The following is a 15,010-nucleotide window of genomic DNA, read 5'->3' on the forward strand; positions in this document are numbered from 1 at the left end:
TTGTGAGGTCGGGCCCCCGTTACGAGGCCGGGCTCAGCTGTGAGCTCGGGCCTGTTGTGCGGTCGGGCTCAGCTGGGGGCCGGGCCCGTATATGAGACCAGGCCCAGCCATGAGGCCGCGCCTCACAGCTCCGCGTAGATCACCGCCGCGTCGTCGTGGCGCTTCCAGCGGCGTACCAGGGGAGCCGTCGCCCCGTCCGTCTCCAGCGCCCGCACCCGGTCGATCAGCGCCTGCGCGTTCTCCTTGCGCAGTACGCCCACGCAGTCCTCCCAGTCGCCCCGGCCGAACATGTCGACCCACCGCGACGCGCCGTCGCTCAGCGCCGCCAGCGCCCGTACCTCCACCCGCGGGGTCACCCCCGACACCGCCCGCACCGCCACCGAAGGATCGGCGGCTGCCGTGAAGAAGCCGCCCTCCTTGTTGCGCAGGGCGTCGGTCGCGGCCAGGGAGGAGAGGATCTCGCGGGGGAGCAGGTCGAGGCGGTTGTCCAGGATCGGGCGAACCGTGCCGTTCGGGGACTCCAGGAGCAGCGTCGAGTCCGAGAGCACCAGGTGTTCGACCGTCTCCGCGCCCCACCGCGCCACGACCACCGTCGCCTGAGGCGTACGCACGTGAGAAAGGTCACACGTCGTACGGTGGGCGTCGGCGGTGCGGCGAATGGACTCCGCGAGGACCTCTTCCAGAGTCAAATCCCGCCTCGAAGTGGACAATTCGATCAACGCGCCGCCGAGTCGCGCGGTGAACCACGGAACCGAATGCAGGCACCCGTCGTCGCCCGCGGGCGGCGTCACGCCGTCCAGCAGGACCAGCGCCCCGCCCTGGCCGACGGCGGGCAGGGCGACAGACACCCAGTCCTCGTTGGGGCGTTCGGGATCACCGGAGACCGTGGCCAGTTCGATGCGCATGCGGCCAAGCATGCCTGAGGGCCGGGACAGGGCGCGGTGGTCGGCTCTGTGGGGCGCTGCGCCGACCAGTTGGCCCGTACCAGCAGGTGGGTGCAGGTTGTTTGGGCGGAATAGGACACTCCGCGAAGCTGCGGGGGCGCATCTTGCCAAAGGCCGGGCGGAACTTCCAGCCGGCACTCCGCGCCCGCGCAAGACGTGGCGGATCGGGAGTTGTTCGCCAACTCCTGAGTGATGTTCACTCGTTCGTGTGGCGGCCTGGGGGATGCGCGTCTTCTTCCCATAAGCACTGGAATGGTCTGAAGCCATTCCAGGGGTGGGGGCGCTCTCTCGTGTGACCAGTCGTCACCTCGGCCACATGGGCAGACGAGTCAAGCAAGAATGCGAGCACCGGTGCAGAAAAAGCGGCCTCGGGGCGGTAGCGGTAACAGCGGTAATGGCGAGATTGGCGAGCGGACCGAACGCACCGTACGGGTACGCAGCCGGCTGGTCGCCGGCGTGGCCGTCGTCGGCGTCGTCGTCCTCGCCGCCGGTGCCCCCGCCATCATCAGCGCCTCCTCGGAACTGTCCGAATCCCAGCGTCTGGTCACCCTCGCCGAGCTGAACCGGCAGGCCGTCACCCTCGCCCACTCCCTCGCCGACGAACGCGACGACGTCACCGCGTACATCGCGGCCGGACGCGGCAGCACGGACACGGACGGCGCCGAAGGCGGCAAGGGGCTCTCCGAGGCCCGCAGCGCCCGCGTCGACCGGCAGATGGACGAGATCGAGGCCGCCGCCCCGGCCGGTCTGCGCCGCGACCTGGCCAAGATCCCCGGCATCCGCAGGGCCGCCCTCACCGGCAAGGGCACCGCCCTTGAGGCCCACAAGGCGTACAGCCAGGCGATCGAGAAGCTCCAGGACCTCGCCGACGAGCTCGCCGACAAGACGCCCCCGCGCGCCGCCGACGCCACCCGGGCGCCCGGCGCGCTCGGCAAGGCGACCGAGCAGGCCGCCGCCACCCGTGGCCTGCTGATCGCCGCGCTGTCCGTGCCCCGCGAGAACACCGGCAGCCGCATCGACCCCGTCACCGGGCTCCTCGTCCCCGCCGAAGAGGACCCGAACTCCGAGAGCGCCCGCACCCGCAACGCCCTGACCGCCGCCGCCCAGCAGTCGCGCGTACGCGAACTCGCCGCCCTCGCGGACTTCGACCAGGTCGCGGGCTCGCGCGTACGCGAGAACTTCAAGACCACCGTCACCGGGCACGAGGTCAAGACCGCCGAGCAGTTCCTCGCGAGCCTCACCGACCAGCCCACGCTTTCCGACGCCGAGAGCAAGACCGATCCGGCGAAGGCCGAGGCCGCGTTCTCGGCCCGTATCGAACTGATGCGCGGCGCCGAGTCGGCGCTCGGCGCGGTGCAGGCCGAGCGGCTCGCGCAGCTGCGCGACGACGACGTCACCGCACTGGAAATCCGGATCGCGCTGGCCGGCGCCTGCTTCCTGTTCGCCGTCGCCGTCAGCACGGGCGTCGCCCGTACGCTCACCCAGCCGCTGGCCGTGCTGCGGATCGGGGCCGCGCGCCTGGCCACCGAGCCGGAGTCCGACGACGCGGAGGCGTTCGAGCCCGTCCGCTTCACCGGCCGCAACGACGAATTCGCCCAGGTCGTACGCTCCCTCAACACCCTGCACGGCAGGCTGGCGGAGGTCGGCGCACGCGCGGAGAAGCTCGCCGGCGACCGTACGCACCTGATCGGCCAGCGCGAGACCCTTGCCACCCAGCGCGCCGAACTCCAGGAGCAGGTCGCCGAGGCCGCCGCGCAGCTGGAACGCATGCGGCACACCATCCACTCCACCTTCGTCAACCTCTCGCTGCGCACGCTCGGCGTCGTCGACCGCCAGCTCGGCGTCATCGAGAGCCTGGAGGAGCGCGAGCAGGACCCCGAGCGCCTCGCGACGCTGTTCAAGCTCGACCACATGGCGACCGTCATGCGCCGCCACGGCGAGAACCTGCTCGTCCTGGCCGGTACGGATCACGGGCACGCGCACGGTCACGGTCACGGGCAGCAGGGTCCTGTGCCGCTCGTCGACGTACTGCGCGCCGCCGTCAGCGAGATCGAGCGGTACGAGCGGGTGGTCATCCAGTCCCTGCCGCCGCACACCCAGGTCGCGGGCTTCGCCGCCAACGACCTCAGCCACCTGCTCGCGGAACTCCTGGAGAACGCCACGTCGTTCTCGCCGCCGGACGCCAAGGTCGAACTCTCCGGCTGGCTCCTTGAAAGCGGCGAGGTCATGCTCTCCGTACAGGACGAGGGCATCGGCATGGCGGCCGAGCGGCTCACGGAGCTGAACGCGCGCCTCGCCGAGCCCGCCGCGTACGAGCCGGGCGACGGCATCGAGGGCGGCATCGGCCTCCACGTGGCCGCACTGCTGGCCGCGCGCCACGGCGTACGCGTGCAGCTGCGCGAGCAGAAGGGCGGCGGGATCGCCGCGGTCGTCGTACTGCCCGACGCACTGCTCCCCTCGTCACCACCGGCGGCCGTCCCGCCCGCGGTGACGGTGGCCGGGGACGCTCCGACGCTGAACCTGCCGGGTTCGGTGGCCGAGGCCAACTCGAACGCGCTGCCTGGGCGCTCGGCACGCGAAGGGGTACGGAAGGACGCGGAGCGGGAGGCACAGGCCGACCCGCAGGAGGACCTGCACGCCGACCCGCAGGCCGACCTGCAGAAGGACCAGCAGGAGGCCCCGCCGGCCGACGATCCGCAGAAGGACCCGCTGGTGGCGGCGGCCGAGCGCACGATCCGCGAGAAGGCGGCGAAGGCGGAGCCCGAGCTGGAGCAGGAGCGGGAGCAGGATCCGGCGCGAGAGCCGGAGCCGTTGGCCGAGGCCGTGCCGGAGCGCGAGCCGGAGCCCGGGCCCGAGCTGTTGGCCGCGCCCGAGCCTGCGGCTGAGCACGAGCCGTTGGCTGGGCCTGGGCGCGAGCTGTTCGCTGAGGCCGAGCTGTCGGCCGAGCCTGAGGTCGAGCGTGAGCAGTCGACCGAGGCCGAGGGGGAGCCCGAGTCACAGTCTGACGCTGAGTCGTTGGCCGCGTCCGAGCCTGCGCCTGAGCGTGAGCCGCTGACTGAGGCCGAGCTGTCTGCTGACGTTGAGAGCGAGCCGTTGGCTGCGCCTGGGCGCGAGCTGTTCGCTGAGGTTGAGCCACAGCCCGACCCCGAGCTTCTGGCCGACTCCGAGCCTGCGGCCGCGTACGAGCCGTCGGCTGAGGCTGAGGCCGAGTCCACTCCCGAAGCCGAGCGCGAGCCGGAGTCGCAGCGCGAGGGGTTGGCTGATGCCGACCCGCAGACAGAAGCGTTGGCTGACGCCGACCCGCAGCCGGAGTCGGCGAGCGGGCGACGCGCGGAGCTGCACCCGCAGCCGGAGCCGGAGCCTGGGCCGGAGCTGCCCTCGCAGCGCGAGCCGCTCGCCGAGGGCAAGTCCGTGGCCCTGGGCGGCGGGCCGGTTGCCCGTCCGTACGCCATCGGGCCCGACACGCACGAGCGCACCGACGACGGCGATCCCGACACCGAGGCCCCGGTCGACGAGCCGACCCGCACAATGCGTCTGCCACGGCAGTCCGCCGAGGCCGTGCCCGCAGAGCCGCAGCCGGAGCCGAGGGCGGAGCACGTGGCCGTCGGCGCAGCCGGGCTCGCCGGTGCCGACGATTCCGCACCCGCGACCGCATCCGCCCCCGTCCCCGCCCCCGCCAGAACCACCGTGGAGCGGATCACCGACAAGGGGCTGCCCAAGCGGACCCCCAACGTGGTCCAGTCCGGCCCCGAGAAGCCCTCGGAGCGCACCCGCAGCGTCGACGCCGATGCCTTGCGCCGCCGTCTCGGAGGGTTCCACCAGGGCGCGAAGGACGGGAGGCGTGACGTCGAAGCAGAGATCTCATCCAACGGGGACCGTACCGATACCGAGGGGGACACCGTTGAGGAGGAACGCAGTTGACTGCGTCGAGCACATTCGGGCTGAGTAGCGAAGCCCGTAATCTCCACTGGCTGTTGAGCAACCTGGTCGAGGAGGTGCCGGGGCTCCAGTCGGTCGCCGTCGTGTCCTCCGACGGGTTGCTCCTCCTGTCCTCCGACCCCGAGCGCAACGTCGGTCCCGACCCGGCCCGCCGCCAGACCGGCCCGAAGGGTTCGAGCGCCGACCTGGCCACCATCGTCTCGGGCCTCGCCAGCCTCACCCAGGGCGCCGCGAAGCTGATGGACAGCGGGGTCGTCAAGCAGACGATGATCGCGATGGAGGAAGGCAGCGTCTTCGTCATGTCGATCAGCGACGGTTCGCTGCTCGGTGTGCACGGGGCCCCCGACTGCGACATGAGCGTCGTGGCGTACCACATGGCGCTCTTCGTCGGCCGCGCCGGCCACGTCCTCACCCCCGAACTCCGCAGCGAGCTGCGCAAATCGATGGAGAGCGCCCTGTGACGCCGTCCCCCAAACTTCCGGTAAGGGGTGACGGCCGCAGGCCCGCCCGCGTACGCCCGTACTCGCTCACAGGCGGCCGCACCCGCTTCACGCACGTCCTGCTCGTCGAGACCTTCGTGGCAGCGCTCGAAGCGCCCGAAGAGCGGCGCGAGCTGACGAACGGCGGGCTCCAGACGCGCGTCATGCCGGAGATGCGGGCGATCGTCGAGCTGTGCCGCCGGATGCGTACGGTCGCGGAGATCTCCGCACTGCTGAAGATGCCGCTCGGCGTTGTCCGCGTGCTGCTCAGCGATTTGGCCGACCAGGGAAAGATCCGTGTGTACGGGACCGGGCACGCCCCCGGCCAGCCGAACCGCGCGCTGCTCGAAAGGGTGCTGAGTGGACTCCGTCGTCTCTGAGACCGGGACCCAGACCTTCCATGCCCACGCCGGGCACACACCGCTGATCCCGACGCAGCCCCTCCCTCCCCAGGCGGAAGAGGGCGCCCAGGACTGGCAGACCGACCGCACCCGAGCCCCGGTCGCGACCAAAATCGTGGTCGCGGGCGGCTTCGGCGTAGGCAAGACGACCTTCGTCGGGTCGGTCTCCGAGATCACGCCGCTCCAGACCGAGGCGCTGATGACCACCGCCAGCGAGGAGACGGACGATCTCACCGCGACGCCGGACAAGGTCACCACGACCGTCGCGATGGACTTCGGCCGCGTCACCCTCGACGACGACCTCGTGCTGTACGTGTTCGGGACACCGGGCCAGCAGCGCTTCTGGTTCATGTGGGACGACCTGGTGCGCGGCGCGATCGGCGCGATCGTGATGGCCGATACGCGCCGCCTGTCCGACTGCTTCCCGGCCCTCGACTACTTCGAGAGCTGCGGCCTGCCGTACATCGTCGCCGTGAACCACTTCGAGGGCACGCCGGCGTACGAGGCCGAGGACGTCAGGGAGGCCCTGACGGTGCCGCCGCACGTACCGGTCGTGATCATGGACGCGCGCAACCGGATCACGGTGGTCGAGTCGCTGCTCGCCCTGGTCGGTCACGCGCTGGAAGTCACCCCCGAATAGCTACTCAACGGAGAACCCCGTCATGCGGAAGATACTCATAGTCGGAGCCGGTCAGTCCGGGCTCCAGCTCGCCCTCGGACTCCAGGCCCGCGGGTTCGAGGTCACCCTGATGTCCAACCGCACGGCGGACGAGATCCGGTCCGGCCGGGTCATGTCGACGCAGTGCATGTTCCACACCGCGCTCCAGCACGAGCGCGACCTCCAGATCAACTTCTGGGAGACGCAGGCCCCGAAGATCGAGGGCCTCGGCGTCTCGGTCGCCGCCCCGGATTCCTCCCGCGCCGTCGACTGGGTCGGCAAGCTGGACGGTTACGCCCAGTCCGTCGACCAGCGCGTGAAGATGGCCGGCTGGATGGAGACGTTCGCGCAGCGCGGCGGCCAGCTCGTCATCCACGGCGCGGCGGTCTCCGACCTGGACTACTTCTCCCGTACGTACGACCTGGTCATGGTGTCGGCGGGCAAGGGCGAACTGGTCTCCATGTTCGGCCGCGACGCGTCCCGCTCGCCGTACGACGCCCCGCAGCGCGCGCTCGCCGTGGCGTACGTCCACGGTCTCGGCCCGCGCCCCGAGCACCCGGAGTACGACGCGGTCCGCTGCAACCTGGTGCCGGGTGTCGGCGAGCTCTTCGTGATGCCCACCCTCACCACCTCCGGCCGCGCGGACATCCTCTTCTGGGAGGGCGTCCCGGGCGGCCCGGTCGACGCGTTCAAGGGCATCAAGGACCCGTCGGAGCACCTCGCGCTCACGCTGGAACTGATGGAGAAGTTCCTGCCGTGGGAGTACGCCCGCGCGACGAAGGTCGAACTGACCGACGCGAACGCGACACTGGCGGGCCGGTACGCCCCCACGGTCCGCAACCCGATCGGCCAGCTGCCGGGCGGCGGCCTGGTACTGGGCGTGGCGGACGTGGTCGTGGCGAACGACCCGATCACGGGTCAGGGCTCCAACTCGGCGTCCAAGTGCGCGGCGTCGTACCTCTCCTCGATCACCTCGCACGGCGACAAGCCGTTCGACGAGGAGTGGATGCAGTCCACGTTCGACCGCTACTGGGACACGGCCCAGCACGTCACCAAGTGGACGAACGCGATGCTCGGCGTCCCCCCGGAGCACGTCCTGAACCTGATCGGCGCGGCGGGCGGTCTCCAGCCGGTGGCCGACCGCTTCGCCAACGGCTTCAACGACCCGGCAGACTTCGAGAACTTCTTCTACGACCCGGAGAAGACGAACGCGTACCTGGCCTCGGTCGCCATGGCGTGACGGGCTTCTGACCAGCGATCCAACCGTCGTCGTTGGCGGTTACTGGTCGTCGAACCGGTTCACCTCGGACGGCCCAGAGACGGCCCGGCGCCACACGAAACGATGAGATCGGAGACCCGGACACAGCGTCCGGGTCTCTTCGTTTTGGGCCCCTCTACGCTCGCAATGGGCTCTGATGGTGACCAGACAGGAAAGAGCCCCGGCCGTCCGCCTCGGGGGCAGCGACGGCCGGGGCACGAGTCGGGGCTAAGGACGGCTCCGTTGCGCGGAGGCGATGACCCTTCTCGGGTCGATCACTCGTCCCGGGTGGGTAAGCCACACCTCCTGACCCCGAGCGCTGACGGTCAGCCCGAACTCGTCGGCTTCCGGCAGGCCCAGAGCCTCATACTCCTGGTACGTCTCCTCGACGTCCCGCCACAAGTCGCGCTCGCCGTACTGCCACGCTTGCTCACCAGCCTCGGCGAAGGCGCCCGACCCGGCCTGGTCGATCAGCCACACCTCGGTGGTGCCATCGTGCTCGGCGTGGACCATCGAGACGCCGGGCATCCGGGCACCCGCATAGATGGAGAACCCGATGGTGAGCAGCCGACGGGGATCGACCGTGGTGTCGGTCGCCCTCGCCGTACCGTCCACCGGCGGTCCTTCCGGGGCACGGTGAGAGCGCATCGGCATGTACGACGCACCGCCCCGGAACGGTCCCGACGCCCGGCCTTCCCGCACGGACAGCTGGACTACCGCGCCGCTCCAGAACTCCCGGGCCAGTGGGGCGACCAACATTCCGCCCGACTTCACCTGCCGCACCAACTCGTACGGCACGCGCCGCAGTGCGCAGGTGGCGATCAGCCGGTCGTACGGTGCTGCTTCCGCGTAGCCGTGTTCGCCGTCGGCCACCGCCACTGTGGGTGCGTAACCCAGAGCCGCGAGGTTCTCCCTCGCCTGGTGAGCCAATGGCGGGTCGATCTCGACGCTGAAGACCTGTTCGTCTCCCAGGCGCTCGGAGAGAAGCGCCCCGACGTAGCCGGTTCCGGTGCCGATCTCCAGCACCTTCTCGCCATCCTGCACGTCGAGATGCTGAAGCATGGTGGCCACCATGCTGGGTTGGCTGTTGGAGCACGTGGCTACGCCGGGGCCGTCGGTCGCCCCGTCGTCCACCTGGGTTACAACAGGCTCGTCGCGGTAGACGAGCTGCCACCACTCGGCTTCCGTGGTGACCGGCTCGCAACGCCCGGGCCCTTGACGCCAGATGGTTGGTGGGATGAACAGGTGGCGGGGGATTCGCTCCCAGACCTCGCGCCAGCGCTCGGACATGAGGCCTTGCTTGGCCAGTAACTCGACGAGCGCGGCGTGCTGCGGGTGCACCTGCACGGTGCTGCCCACCGTCAGTCCTCCGTCTGCTGGTTGGTGGCCTTGGGCGGCGGCCCGTCAGGGGACGGCGACGGGGGCGGAGGCGTCCACGGTTTGTCGCTGGGCTGACCGGCGTGCTTGCCGTCATCGGACATATGACTCTCCCGGTTCGATGTGATGGGTGAACACCCTGCCTCGGCTGTCGACGTCCCCAGGAGCGTGGCAGCCGAGGCAGGAGTCATGGGTGGCGCGGGCGCGGTGAGGGGCTGCTCGCTTGAGTACAACGGGTTGCCGGGCGCGGGGCTCGCCCGCCAGAACGTCGTCTGCACAGCTCGATAGCCGCGATGCGTCGGCTTGAGCCCGGTGTGTTTCAGCGCCCAGATCTCGGCCGGCAGACGGTCGCCCACGGCGCAATCGGGGCTCTCCCCGCAGGTGGTGCACTCAACGTCGTGCAGCGGCTGGTCGGGTGCACCGTCGGACACATCGGGGCCCAAGGTCCAGTCCGCTGCCCGGATGATCGCCTTGACGGTCACCGTGCCCCCTCAGTGAGCCGCGCGTGCCCGAGGTGAATCAGCTCGGCGACCGCGATGGGCGAGCACAGGTCACCCGCACGCGCCATGGGCACGGCCCAGTACGGGCGGTACGAGGTGCGACGGTCTGTGCGCGGCACACCGAGCCAGGAACCCCGGCCGATGCACCGTGCTAGCGGTGATCGCCATGTCTCCGTTGTCTGGGGCGGCACCAGGGCGTAGTACCAGGTGAACGGGTCATGGATTACGGGGCCGTCGATGACGTCGGTGAGGAACTCTGAGATCGTCCGCCAGTCGTCGCTGCTCGCCGCCGCCTGTACGACCTCGGGACGGATGCGCACGGCATCGAAGCGGTTCCCCAAGGGCAGCATCGCGACGAGGTCGGAGGCCCACTCTCGGGCCGCGACTGAGGACGTCTTATGGGCGCGAGCGAGCCAGTCGGCAATCTGGGCGTCTGTACTGGTGATCACGGTGTCTCCCGGATCATCCTCGGTTCCGGTCCGCCCATGCAGCGGCGGCCGAATCGTGCAACTGCGGGATGACCAGCGGGGGTTACTGGCCTGGTGATACACGCGCGAAGACGCTCGCGATCTCCTGCCGGACGGCCATCTTCCGGTCGTGCGTGCCACTCTGCGCCGCCGTGCGGTGGTCGCATCTGCACGTACGGCCCCATGTGTCCAATGACTTGGCCGACCCGGCCCGTCTTGGCATCCCGCGCCAGCGTTCCCACTTCCGGAAGTCGTTTGTCGCTCATGCAGTGAGGGTCACGCCCCTCGCCAGGACGTGGATACCTCCCCCAAAACCCATTTGGGGACGTCCTGCACGCGGTAGAACGTCCCTGGCAACGTCCTCGACTTGAGGGAGAGACTGCGATGCCGAACGAGAGGCTTCGAGCCGCCATGGCAGCCGGAGGGTGGACCTACGCCACTCTCGCTGCGAAGGCAGAGGTGGACCCCAAGTCCATTGAGCGCTGGGTCAATCTGGGCCGCACACCACGTCGTGCCACGGCCATGCTGGCGGCCGAGACATTAGGAGAAGACGTGCATGCGCTTTGGCCGGCACTCCGGCAAGCACGCGCAGCACGCGCGGTCAGTCCGGAGTTGGTTGCCTTGTACGACCAGCGCGCCGATGTCCTGGTGTCTGCGTTCACCGACATGTTGGCCCAGGCTCGCGAGCACATCGACGTCCTGGTCTATGCCGCGGTCTTCCTGCATGAGGCGTATCCGCGTCTCAACGGTCTTCTGCTTGAGCGCGCCGCCGAAGGCTGTTCCGTACGGATCGCTCTGGGCGACGCCGAGAGCGAGAACGTCCGGCAGCGCGGCATGGAGGAACGCTTCGGCCATGGCATCGAGTCGAGGTGCCGATTGGCCTTGATGCACTACCGGCCGTTGGTCGGTGTGCCGGGCATCGATCTCCGGACCCACGAGACGACGCTCTACAACTCGCTCTACCGGGCAGACGACCAGCTGTTGGTCAACGCCCATGTCTGGGGAGTGAACGCCTACGGTGCACCTGTGTGGCACCTGCGCCGTAACGGTGCCGGAGGGATCTTCGGCACCTACGCTCAGAGCTTCGACGCGGTATGGGCGACGGCAACGCCCGTCCAGGAGGAGTAGCCCGTGGCACGCACCGAGTACTACGACGATCCGCAGGCTCCCGAACCGAACAGTTTGGTCGTCGCCGCATCAGCCGTCGTGACCGACGACCAGGGGCGTATCCTCCTCCAGCGCCGCCGCGACAACGACCTGTGGGCACTGCCCGGCGGCGGCATGGAGATGACCGACTCCCTCCCCGGCACGGCGGTGCGCGAGGTCAAGGAGGAGACGGGTCTTGATGTGGAGATCACCGGGCTGGTGGGCACGTACACCGATCCCCGCCACGTGATCGCCTACACGGACGGGGAGGTACGTCGACAGTTCAATGTGTGCTTCACCGCGCGCGTGATCGGCGGGAAACTCGCGATCTCGGAGGAATCCACCGAACTGCGGTTCATCGCGCCGGGCGACGTCGCAGACCTCCCCATGCACCACACACAGCGGCTTCGCATCCAGCACTTCCTCGAAGAGCGGGACCGGCCGTACCTGGGCTGACGCTCTGGAGACCAGTCCTCCGCAGGCGCGATGCCCGTCGGGCAGGAGCGGCCCCAGTTCGTCGAGGCTCACACAGTCCGGGCGGGTGCGTACGCAGCTCGGCCAGCTCTACCCGTACACCGTTGGGCACAGTGCCTCGCGGGCTGTACGCGAGGCGCGCGATAGTATCCGCGACCTGCTGTCGAGCTGAGGGGGAGGGCCGCATGGTGACGCTGGGCGTAACCGGTCATATGGACTTGACCGAAGAGAGCGTGCCGCTGGTGAAAGCTGCCCTGCGCGAGCTGCTCCAGCCGTACGGGGGCGAGCTCGTCGGTGTGTCGTGCATCGCGGCCGGCAGCGACTCGCTGTTCGCCGAGGCAGTGGTCGAGGCGGGTGGCCGGCTCGTCGTCGTGCTGCCCTCCCAGGACTACCGGCAGGCGAAGGTGAAGCCGGACCACGCCAAGCTCTTCGACCGGCTGCACGCGGCTGCCGAAGAGGTACTCGTCATGCCGTACGAGACCGCGAACCGGGCGGCGTACGAGGTGGCAAATGCGGCCCTGCTTGAGCGGGCCGACCGCCTCGTCGCGGTGTGGAACGGATCGCCTCCGTCTGCCAAGGGCGGTGGCACAGCAGACGTCGTGGCCGCTGCGCGCGCGGCTGGTCTGCCCGTTGACGTCGTCTGGCCGGACGGCGCCGAACGGCGGGCCTGACCCGAACGCACGAAAGCGCCCAACGCGGCTATCCGGCGTGACCATCGCGGCGGCATGTCGATGCGGCAGCTTGAGCGCAACCAGATGCTCTGGTCTCGGGGCTGGGCTGACCAGATACGCCAGCAAGTCGCCACCGCAGCTTGATCATTGGGATCACGGTTCGTACGATCGGACCATGAACAAACTGTTGAAGAAGGGGTCGGTGGCGGCCCTGGGCGCCGTGATGCTGGTGGCAACGGCAGGTTCGGCACAGGCCGCCTCCTGGGGACCCGAGACCATCTACAAGCGCCACTGGGACCGAAGCGGCGGCGTGATCGGGTCGGCGAAGTGGACCGACTCCGGAGACAAGTTGACCGTGTGCGACAAGCGCGCGGACGGCAAGGCGGTGATGGTCTACGTGGTCAAGAGCGGCGGTACCACTCCCGTCCTCAAGGTCACTGCGTCCGGCAAGGGCAAGTGCAAGTCCGGGTCGAAGAACCTGGACGAGAGCAAGAAGTACGAGTGGTGGGTCTCCCACGGCCTGGACGGTGACGACAGGGTCTGGGTCGGCAAGCCCTAAGGGGGTGTGACCCAGATACGCTCGGAGGGCCGCCATGATCATGGCGGCCCTCCGGCATATCTGCCACACCCCGATCTCGGTGAACTCCGGGTCCAGAAGCCCCGAGACCAGGACCGGCGAAGCACGCACGTCAGGGTCGAGAAGCCGCAGCTCCGCTTCAATAGCCGCCCGAACGGGCCCGCAAGCTCTCGTCTGCCATGCACGCACCTTACGGACGACCCCCATCCCGTCACAGGGCATAGTTGACGCGGTGCGGGGAGCAACCGGCAGTGCCATCACTTCTCGTCAGTAATCCGAGTTGGGCTGACCGTCAACTGCCTTCGGAACCGGTGCACAGTCCGCACCAGGCATGTGCTGCCGCCTCCGCATCGATGATGTCGTCGAGCGGCGCCTCGGTGTCATCGGGCCTGGGCGGCGAGGAACTGCCCCACGAGCGTGCCGAAGGGCATGTCCAGGTCCCCGTACAGGTGCGGCGCGATGGGGTGGGCATTGTCGGCGAGCATCTCGACCACGAGGCTCGCGTAGTCGCTGACGATCACACCGGCCTGCTGGAGCCGCAGCAGGCCCGTCTCCCGCTTGGTCGCGGAGAAAGTTCCCGAGGCGTCCACGGCGACGTATGCGGTGTATCCGGCGGCGGTGGCCGAGATCGCCGGCAGCGTGGCGCAGACTTCGAGGGACGTGCCCGCCACGATGAGCCGCTTGCGGCCGAGGGCCTCGATCGCGCCCCGGACGCGCTCGTCGTGCCAGGCGTTGACCGTGGACCGGTCGATCACGTCCAGGTCCTTGGGCAGGACGGACTGCAGCTCCGGGACGAGCGGGCCCCACATGCCGTCGGCCGACGTCGTCGTGGCGACCACCGGGACGCCCAGGCGCAGGGCCGCCCGTGCCAGGGCTGTGACGTTGTGCTTGAGCTCGTCGACGCCCATGTCCCGGACGCCCGTGAACAGTCCGATCTGGTGATCGACCAGCAACAGGGCCGCGTTGTCGGTGGTGAGGGGCTCGTGGAACGGGTTCATCATGACGGGCTCCTTTACGGGAGGAAGGGTTGGGCATCGGCCCCGCCGTGCGGCGCGGGCCGTTGGCACGATGGTTGACCACAGGCAGTCGGCTCAGGGAATGTTTCATCCGTGCCTGAATCCTCAACCGCCTTGTCCACGCCGTACGCCGAGTTCGACTTCACACCCGGGGACCTGGCGCGGCTGCGGTTCGCCTTCTCCCCGGTGTCCGAGGCGGTCGCGAGCCTGCGGATGCTCCAGGACCCCGGGCGCCACGCGCTGCATCTGCCGTGGATCCGCGGCGTACGTCCCCGGCTGCGCGCCATGGACCTGCGCCTGCTGTTCGCGCTCGCCCCGCTCGGTGCCTACATCCCCGATTTCCTCACCCCACCTCCCACGGGGCCGCTGCCGGACATCGCCGCCGAACTCGACCTCGTGGCCTCAGCCGATCCGGACGAGGCGGCGCGCGAGGTCGCCCGCGTCCCGGCAGCGGACACCCGGCCGGTGCAGGAGTTCCTCGCCGACCCCGCCGCAGGTACGGCCCGCGCCGCCGCCCAGTTACGGCAGTACTGGGACACTGCCCTCGCCCCGTACTGGCCCCAGATCCAGGGCCTTTTCGAATCCGAGGTGCTGCGGCGCTCCCGCCAGCTCACCCGCGAGGGCGCGGCGGCGATGTTCAATGATCTGCACGAGAACGTCCGTTGGGACGACGGTGTCCTTCGGGTCCGCACCACGGCGTGGCGGCGGGACGGCCCGCTGTGCGGAGACGGGATGATCCTCGTACCGAGCGTCTTCCAATGGCCGGACACACTGGTGATGGCGGAGCCCTACCAGCCGATGCTCGTCTACCCCGCGCCCGGCGTCGCCACGGTGTGGCAGCAGGGAACGGTCCCCACACCCGACGCCCTCGACGCGCTCATCGGCCGCACCCGGGCCAGAATCCTCGTCGCCCTCACAGAACCCGCGACCACGGTCATCCTCGCCCGTCGACTGTCCATGACCCCGGGAGCGGTCAGTCAGCACCTCAAGGTGCTGCACGCCGGCGGACTGCTGACCCGCAACCGCAGCGGCCGCGAGGTCTTCTACGGCCGCTCACCCCTGGGCCACGCTCTGTGCGGGCGGTCCTGTTAACAGCCGTCGGC

General features: G+C 69.6%; 15 protein-coding genes. 10 read left to right on the top strand and 5 right to left on the bottom strand.

Features of this window, described 5'->3' with window-relative positions; translation table 11 throughout:
• Positions 1-122: 122 nt before the first annotated feature.
• Positions 123-905 (bottom strand): hypothetical protein, encoded by a 783-nt coding sequence (locus tag PXH83_RS21110; RefSeq protein ID WP_274561978.1) that lies wholly within the window; start codon positions 903-905, stop codon positions 123-125.
• Between the two features lie 390 nt (positions 906-1,295).
• Here PXH83_RS21110 and PXH83_RS21115 point away from each other — a divergent pair, with 390 nt between their 5' ends.
• The 5 genes from PXH83_RS21115 to PXH83_RS21135 are packed head-to-tail and all read left to right on the top strand — an operon-like array spanning position 1,296 to position 7,661.
• Positions 1,296-4,865, top strand: coding sequence for a nitrate- and nitrite sensing domain-containing protein (locus PXH83_RS21115; protein WP_274561980.1), 3,570 nt, complete (start codon positions 1,296-1,298; stop codon positions 4,863-4,865).
• Positions 4,862-5,344, top strand: coding sequence for a roadblock/LC7 domain-containing protein (locus PXH83_RS21120; RefSeq protein WP_274561981.1), 483 nt, complete (start codon positions 4,862-4,864; stop codon positions 5,342-5,344). The genes PXH83_RS21115 and PXH83_RS21120 overlap by 4 nt, the downstream gene beginning before the upstream one ends.
• The gene (locus tag PXH83_RS21125) at positions 5,341-5,742 is read left to right on the top strand and encodes a DUF742 domain-containing protein (protein ID WP_274561983.1); all 402 of its coding nucleotides are present in this window, start codon (positions 5,341-5,343) and stop codon (positions 5,740-5,742) included. Before PXH83_RS21120 ends, PXH83_RS21125 begins: the two co-directional genes overlap by 4 nt.
• Complete coding sequence (locus tag PXH83_RS21130) at positions 5,723-6,403, top strand: GTP-binding protein (RefSeq protein WP_420803193.1); 681 nt, start codon at positions 5,723-5,725, stop codon at positions 6,401-6,403. The genes PXH83_RS21125 and PXH83_RS21130 overlap by 20 nt, the downstream gene beginning before the upstream one ends.
• 22 nt (positions 6,404-6,425) lie before the next feature.
• Positions 6,426-7,661 carry a styrene monooxygenase/indole monooxygenase family protein gene (locus PXH83_RS21135; protein ID WP_274561985.1) on the top strand — a complete coding sequence of 412 codons (1,236 nt, stop codon included), beginning with the start codon at positions 6,426-6,428 and terminating at the stop codon, positions 7,659-7,661.
• A 246-nt stretch (positions 7,662-7,907) separates the two neighbouring features.
• On the opposite strand, the gene PXH83_RS21140 is transcribed toward PXH83_RS21135, so the two are convergent.
• From PXH83_RS21140 to PXH83_RS21150, 3 genes are read right to left on the bottom strand one after another with little or no spacing between them, the layout of a single operon-like run.
• Positions 7,908-9,038, bottom strand: coding sequence for a methyltransferase domain-containing protein (locus PXH83_RS21140; RefSeq protein WP_274561987.1), 1,131 nt, complete (start codon positions 9,036-9,038; stop codon positions 7,908-7,910).
• Positions 9,039-9,040: 2 nt separating this feature from the next.
• Complete coding sequence (locus PXH83_RS21145) at positions 9,041-9,538, bottom strand: DUF7848 domain-containing protein (RefSeq protein ID WP_274561989.1); 498 nt, start codon at positions 9,536-9,538, stop codon at positions 9,041-9,043.
• Positions 9,535-10,005, bottom strand: a complete 471-nt coding sequence (locus PXH83_RS21150) for a hypothetical protein (RefSeq protein ID WP_274561990.1) — start codon at positions 10,003-10,005, stop codon at positions 9,535-9,537. The genes PXH83_RS21145 and PXH83_RS21150 overlap by 4 nt, the downstream gene beginning before the upstream one ends.
• A 402-nt stretch (positions 10,006-10,407) precedes the next feature.
• On the opposite strand from PXH83_RS21150, the gene PXH83_RS21160 reads away from it, so the two are divergent.
• The 4 genes from PXH83_RS21160 (at position 10,408) to PXH83_RS21175 (ending at position 12,873) form a co-directional block, all read left to right on the top strand.
• A complete protein-coding gene (locus tag PXH83_RS21160; RefSeq protein WP_274561992.1) occupies positions 10,408-11,151 on the top strand; it encodes a helix-turn-helix domain-containing protein in 744 nt (247 codons plus the stop codon).
• 3 nt (positions 11,152-11,154) lie between these two features.
• On the top strand, positions 11,155-11,625 hold the full coding sequence (locus tag PXH83_RS21165) for an NUDIX domain-containing protein (protein WP_274561994.1): 471 nt from the start codon (positions 11,155-11,157) through the stop codon (positions 11,623-11,625).
• Between the two features lie 203 nt (positions 11,626-11,828).
• Positions 11,829-12,314 carry a hypothetical protein gene (locus tag PXH83_RS21170; protein WP_274561996.1) on the top strand — a complete coding sequence of 162 codons (486 nt, stop codon included), beginning with the start codon at positions 11,829-11,831 and terminating at the stop codon, positions 12,312-12,314.
• A gap of 175 nt (positions 12,315-12,489) precedes the next feature.
• Complete coding sequence (locus PXH83_RS21175) at positions 12,490-12,873, top strand: hypothetical protein (protein WP_274562991.1); 384 nt, start codon at positions 12,490-12,492, stop codon at positions 12,871-12,873.
• Positions 12,874-13,271: 398 nt separating this feature from the next.
• Here PXH83_RS21175 and PXH83_RS21180 read toward each other — a convergent pair whose 3' ends face one another.
• Positions 13,272-13,892, bottom strand: coding sequence for an isochorismatase family protein (locus PXH83_RS21180; protein WP_274561997.1), 621 nt, complete (start codon positions 13,890-13,892; stop codon positions 13,272-13,274).
• A gap of 108 nt (positions 13,893-14,000) precedes the next feature.
• Between PXH83_RS21180 and PXH83_RS21185 the strand changes: the two genes are divergently transcribed.
• Positions 14,001-14,999 (top strand): ArsR/SmtB family transcription factor, encoded by a 999-nt coding sequence (locus PXH83_RS21185; RefSeq protein WP_274561998.1) that lies wholly within the window; start codon positions 14,001-14,003, stop codon positions 14,997-14,999.
• The last annotated feature ends 11 nt before the right edge of the window (positions 15,000-15,010 follow it).

This window comes from Streptomyces spiramyceticus, from assembly GCF_028807635.1.
GTDB lineage: Bacteria > Actinomycetota > Actinomycetes > Streptomycetales > Streptomycetaceae > Streptomyces > Streptomyces spiramyceticus.

Coding starts and splice junctions, on each gene's coding strand:
- PXH83_RS21110 (WP_274561978.1), bottom strand. CDS start 905: ATGCGCATCGAACTGGCCACGGTCTCCGGTGATCCCGAACGCCCCAAC.
- PXH83_RS21135 (WP_274561985.1), top strand. CDS start 6,426: ATGCGGAAGATACTCATAGTCGGAGCCGGTCAGTCCGGGCTCCAGCTC.
- PXH83_RS21160 (WP_274561992.1), top strand. CDS start 10,408: ATGCCGAACGAGAGGCTTCGAGCCGCCATGGCAGCCGGAGGGTGGACC.
- PXH83_RS21170 (WP_274561996.1), top strand. CDS start 11,829: ATGGTGACGCTGGGCGTAACCGGTCATATGGACTTGACCGAAGAGAGC.
- PXH83_RS21175 (WP_274562991.1), top strand. CDS start 12,490: ATGAACAAACTGTTGAAGAAGGGGTCGGTGGCGGCCCTGGGCGCCGTG.
- PXH83_RS21180 (WP_274561997.1), bottom strand. CDS start 13,892: ATGATGAACCCGTTCCACGAGCCCCTCACCACCGACAACGCGGCCCTG.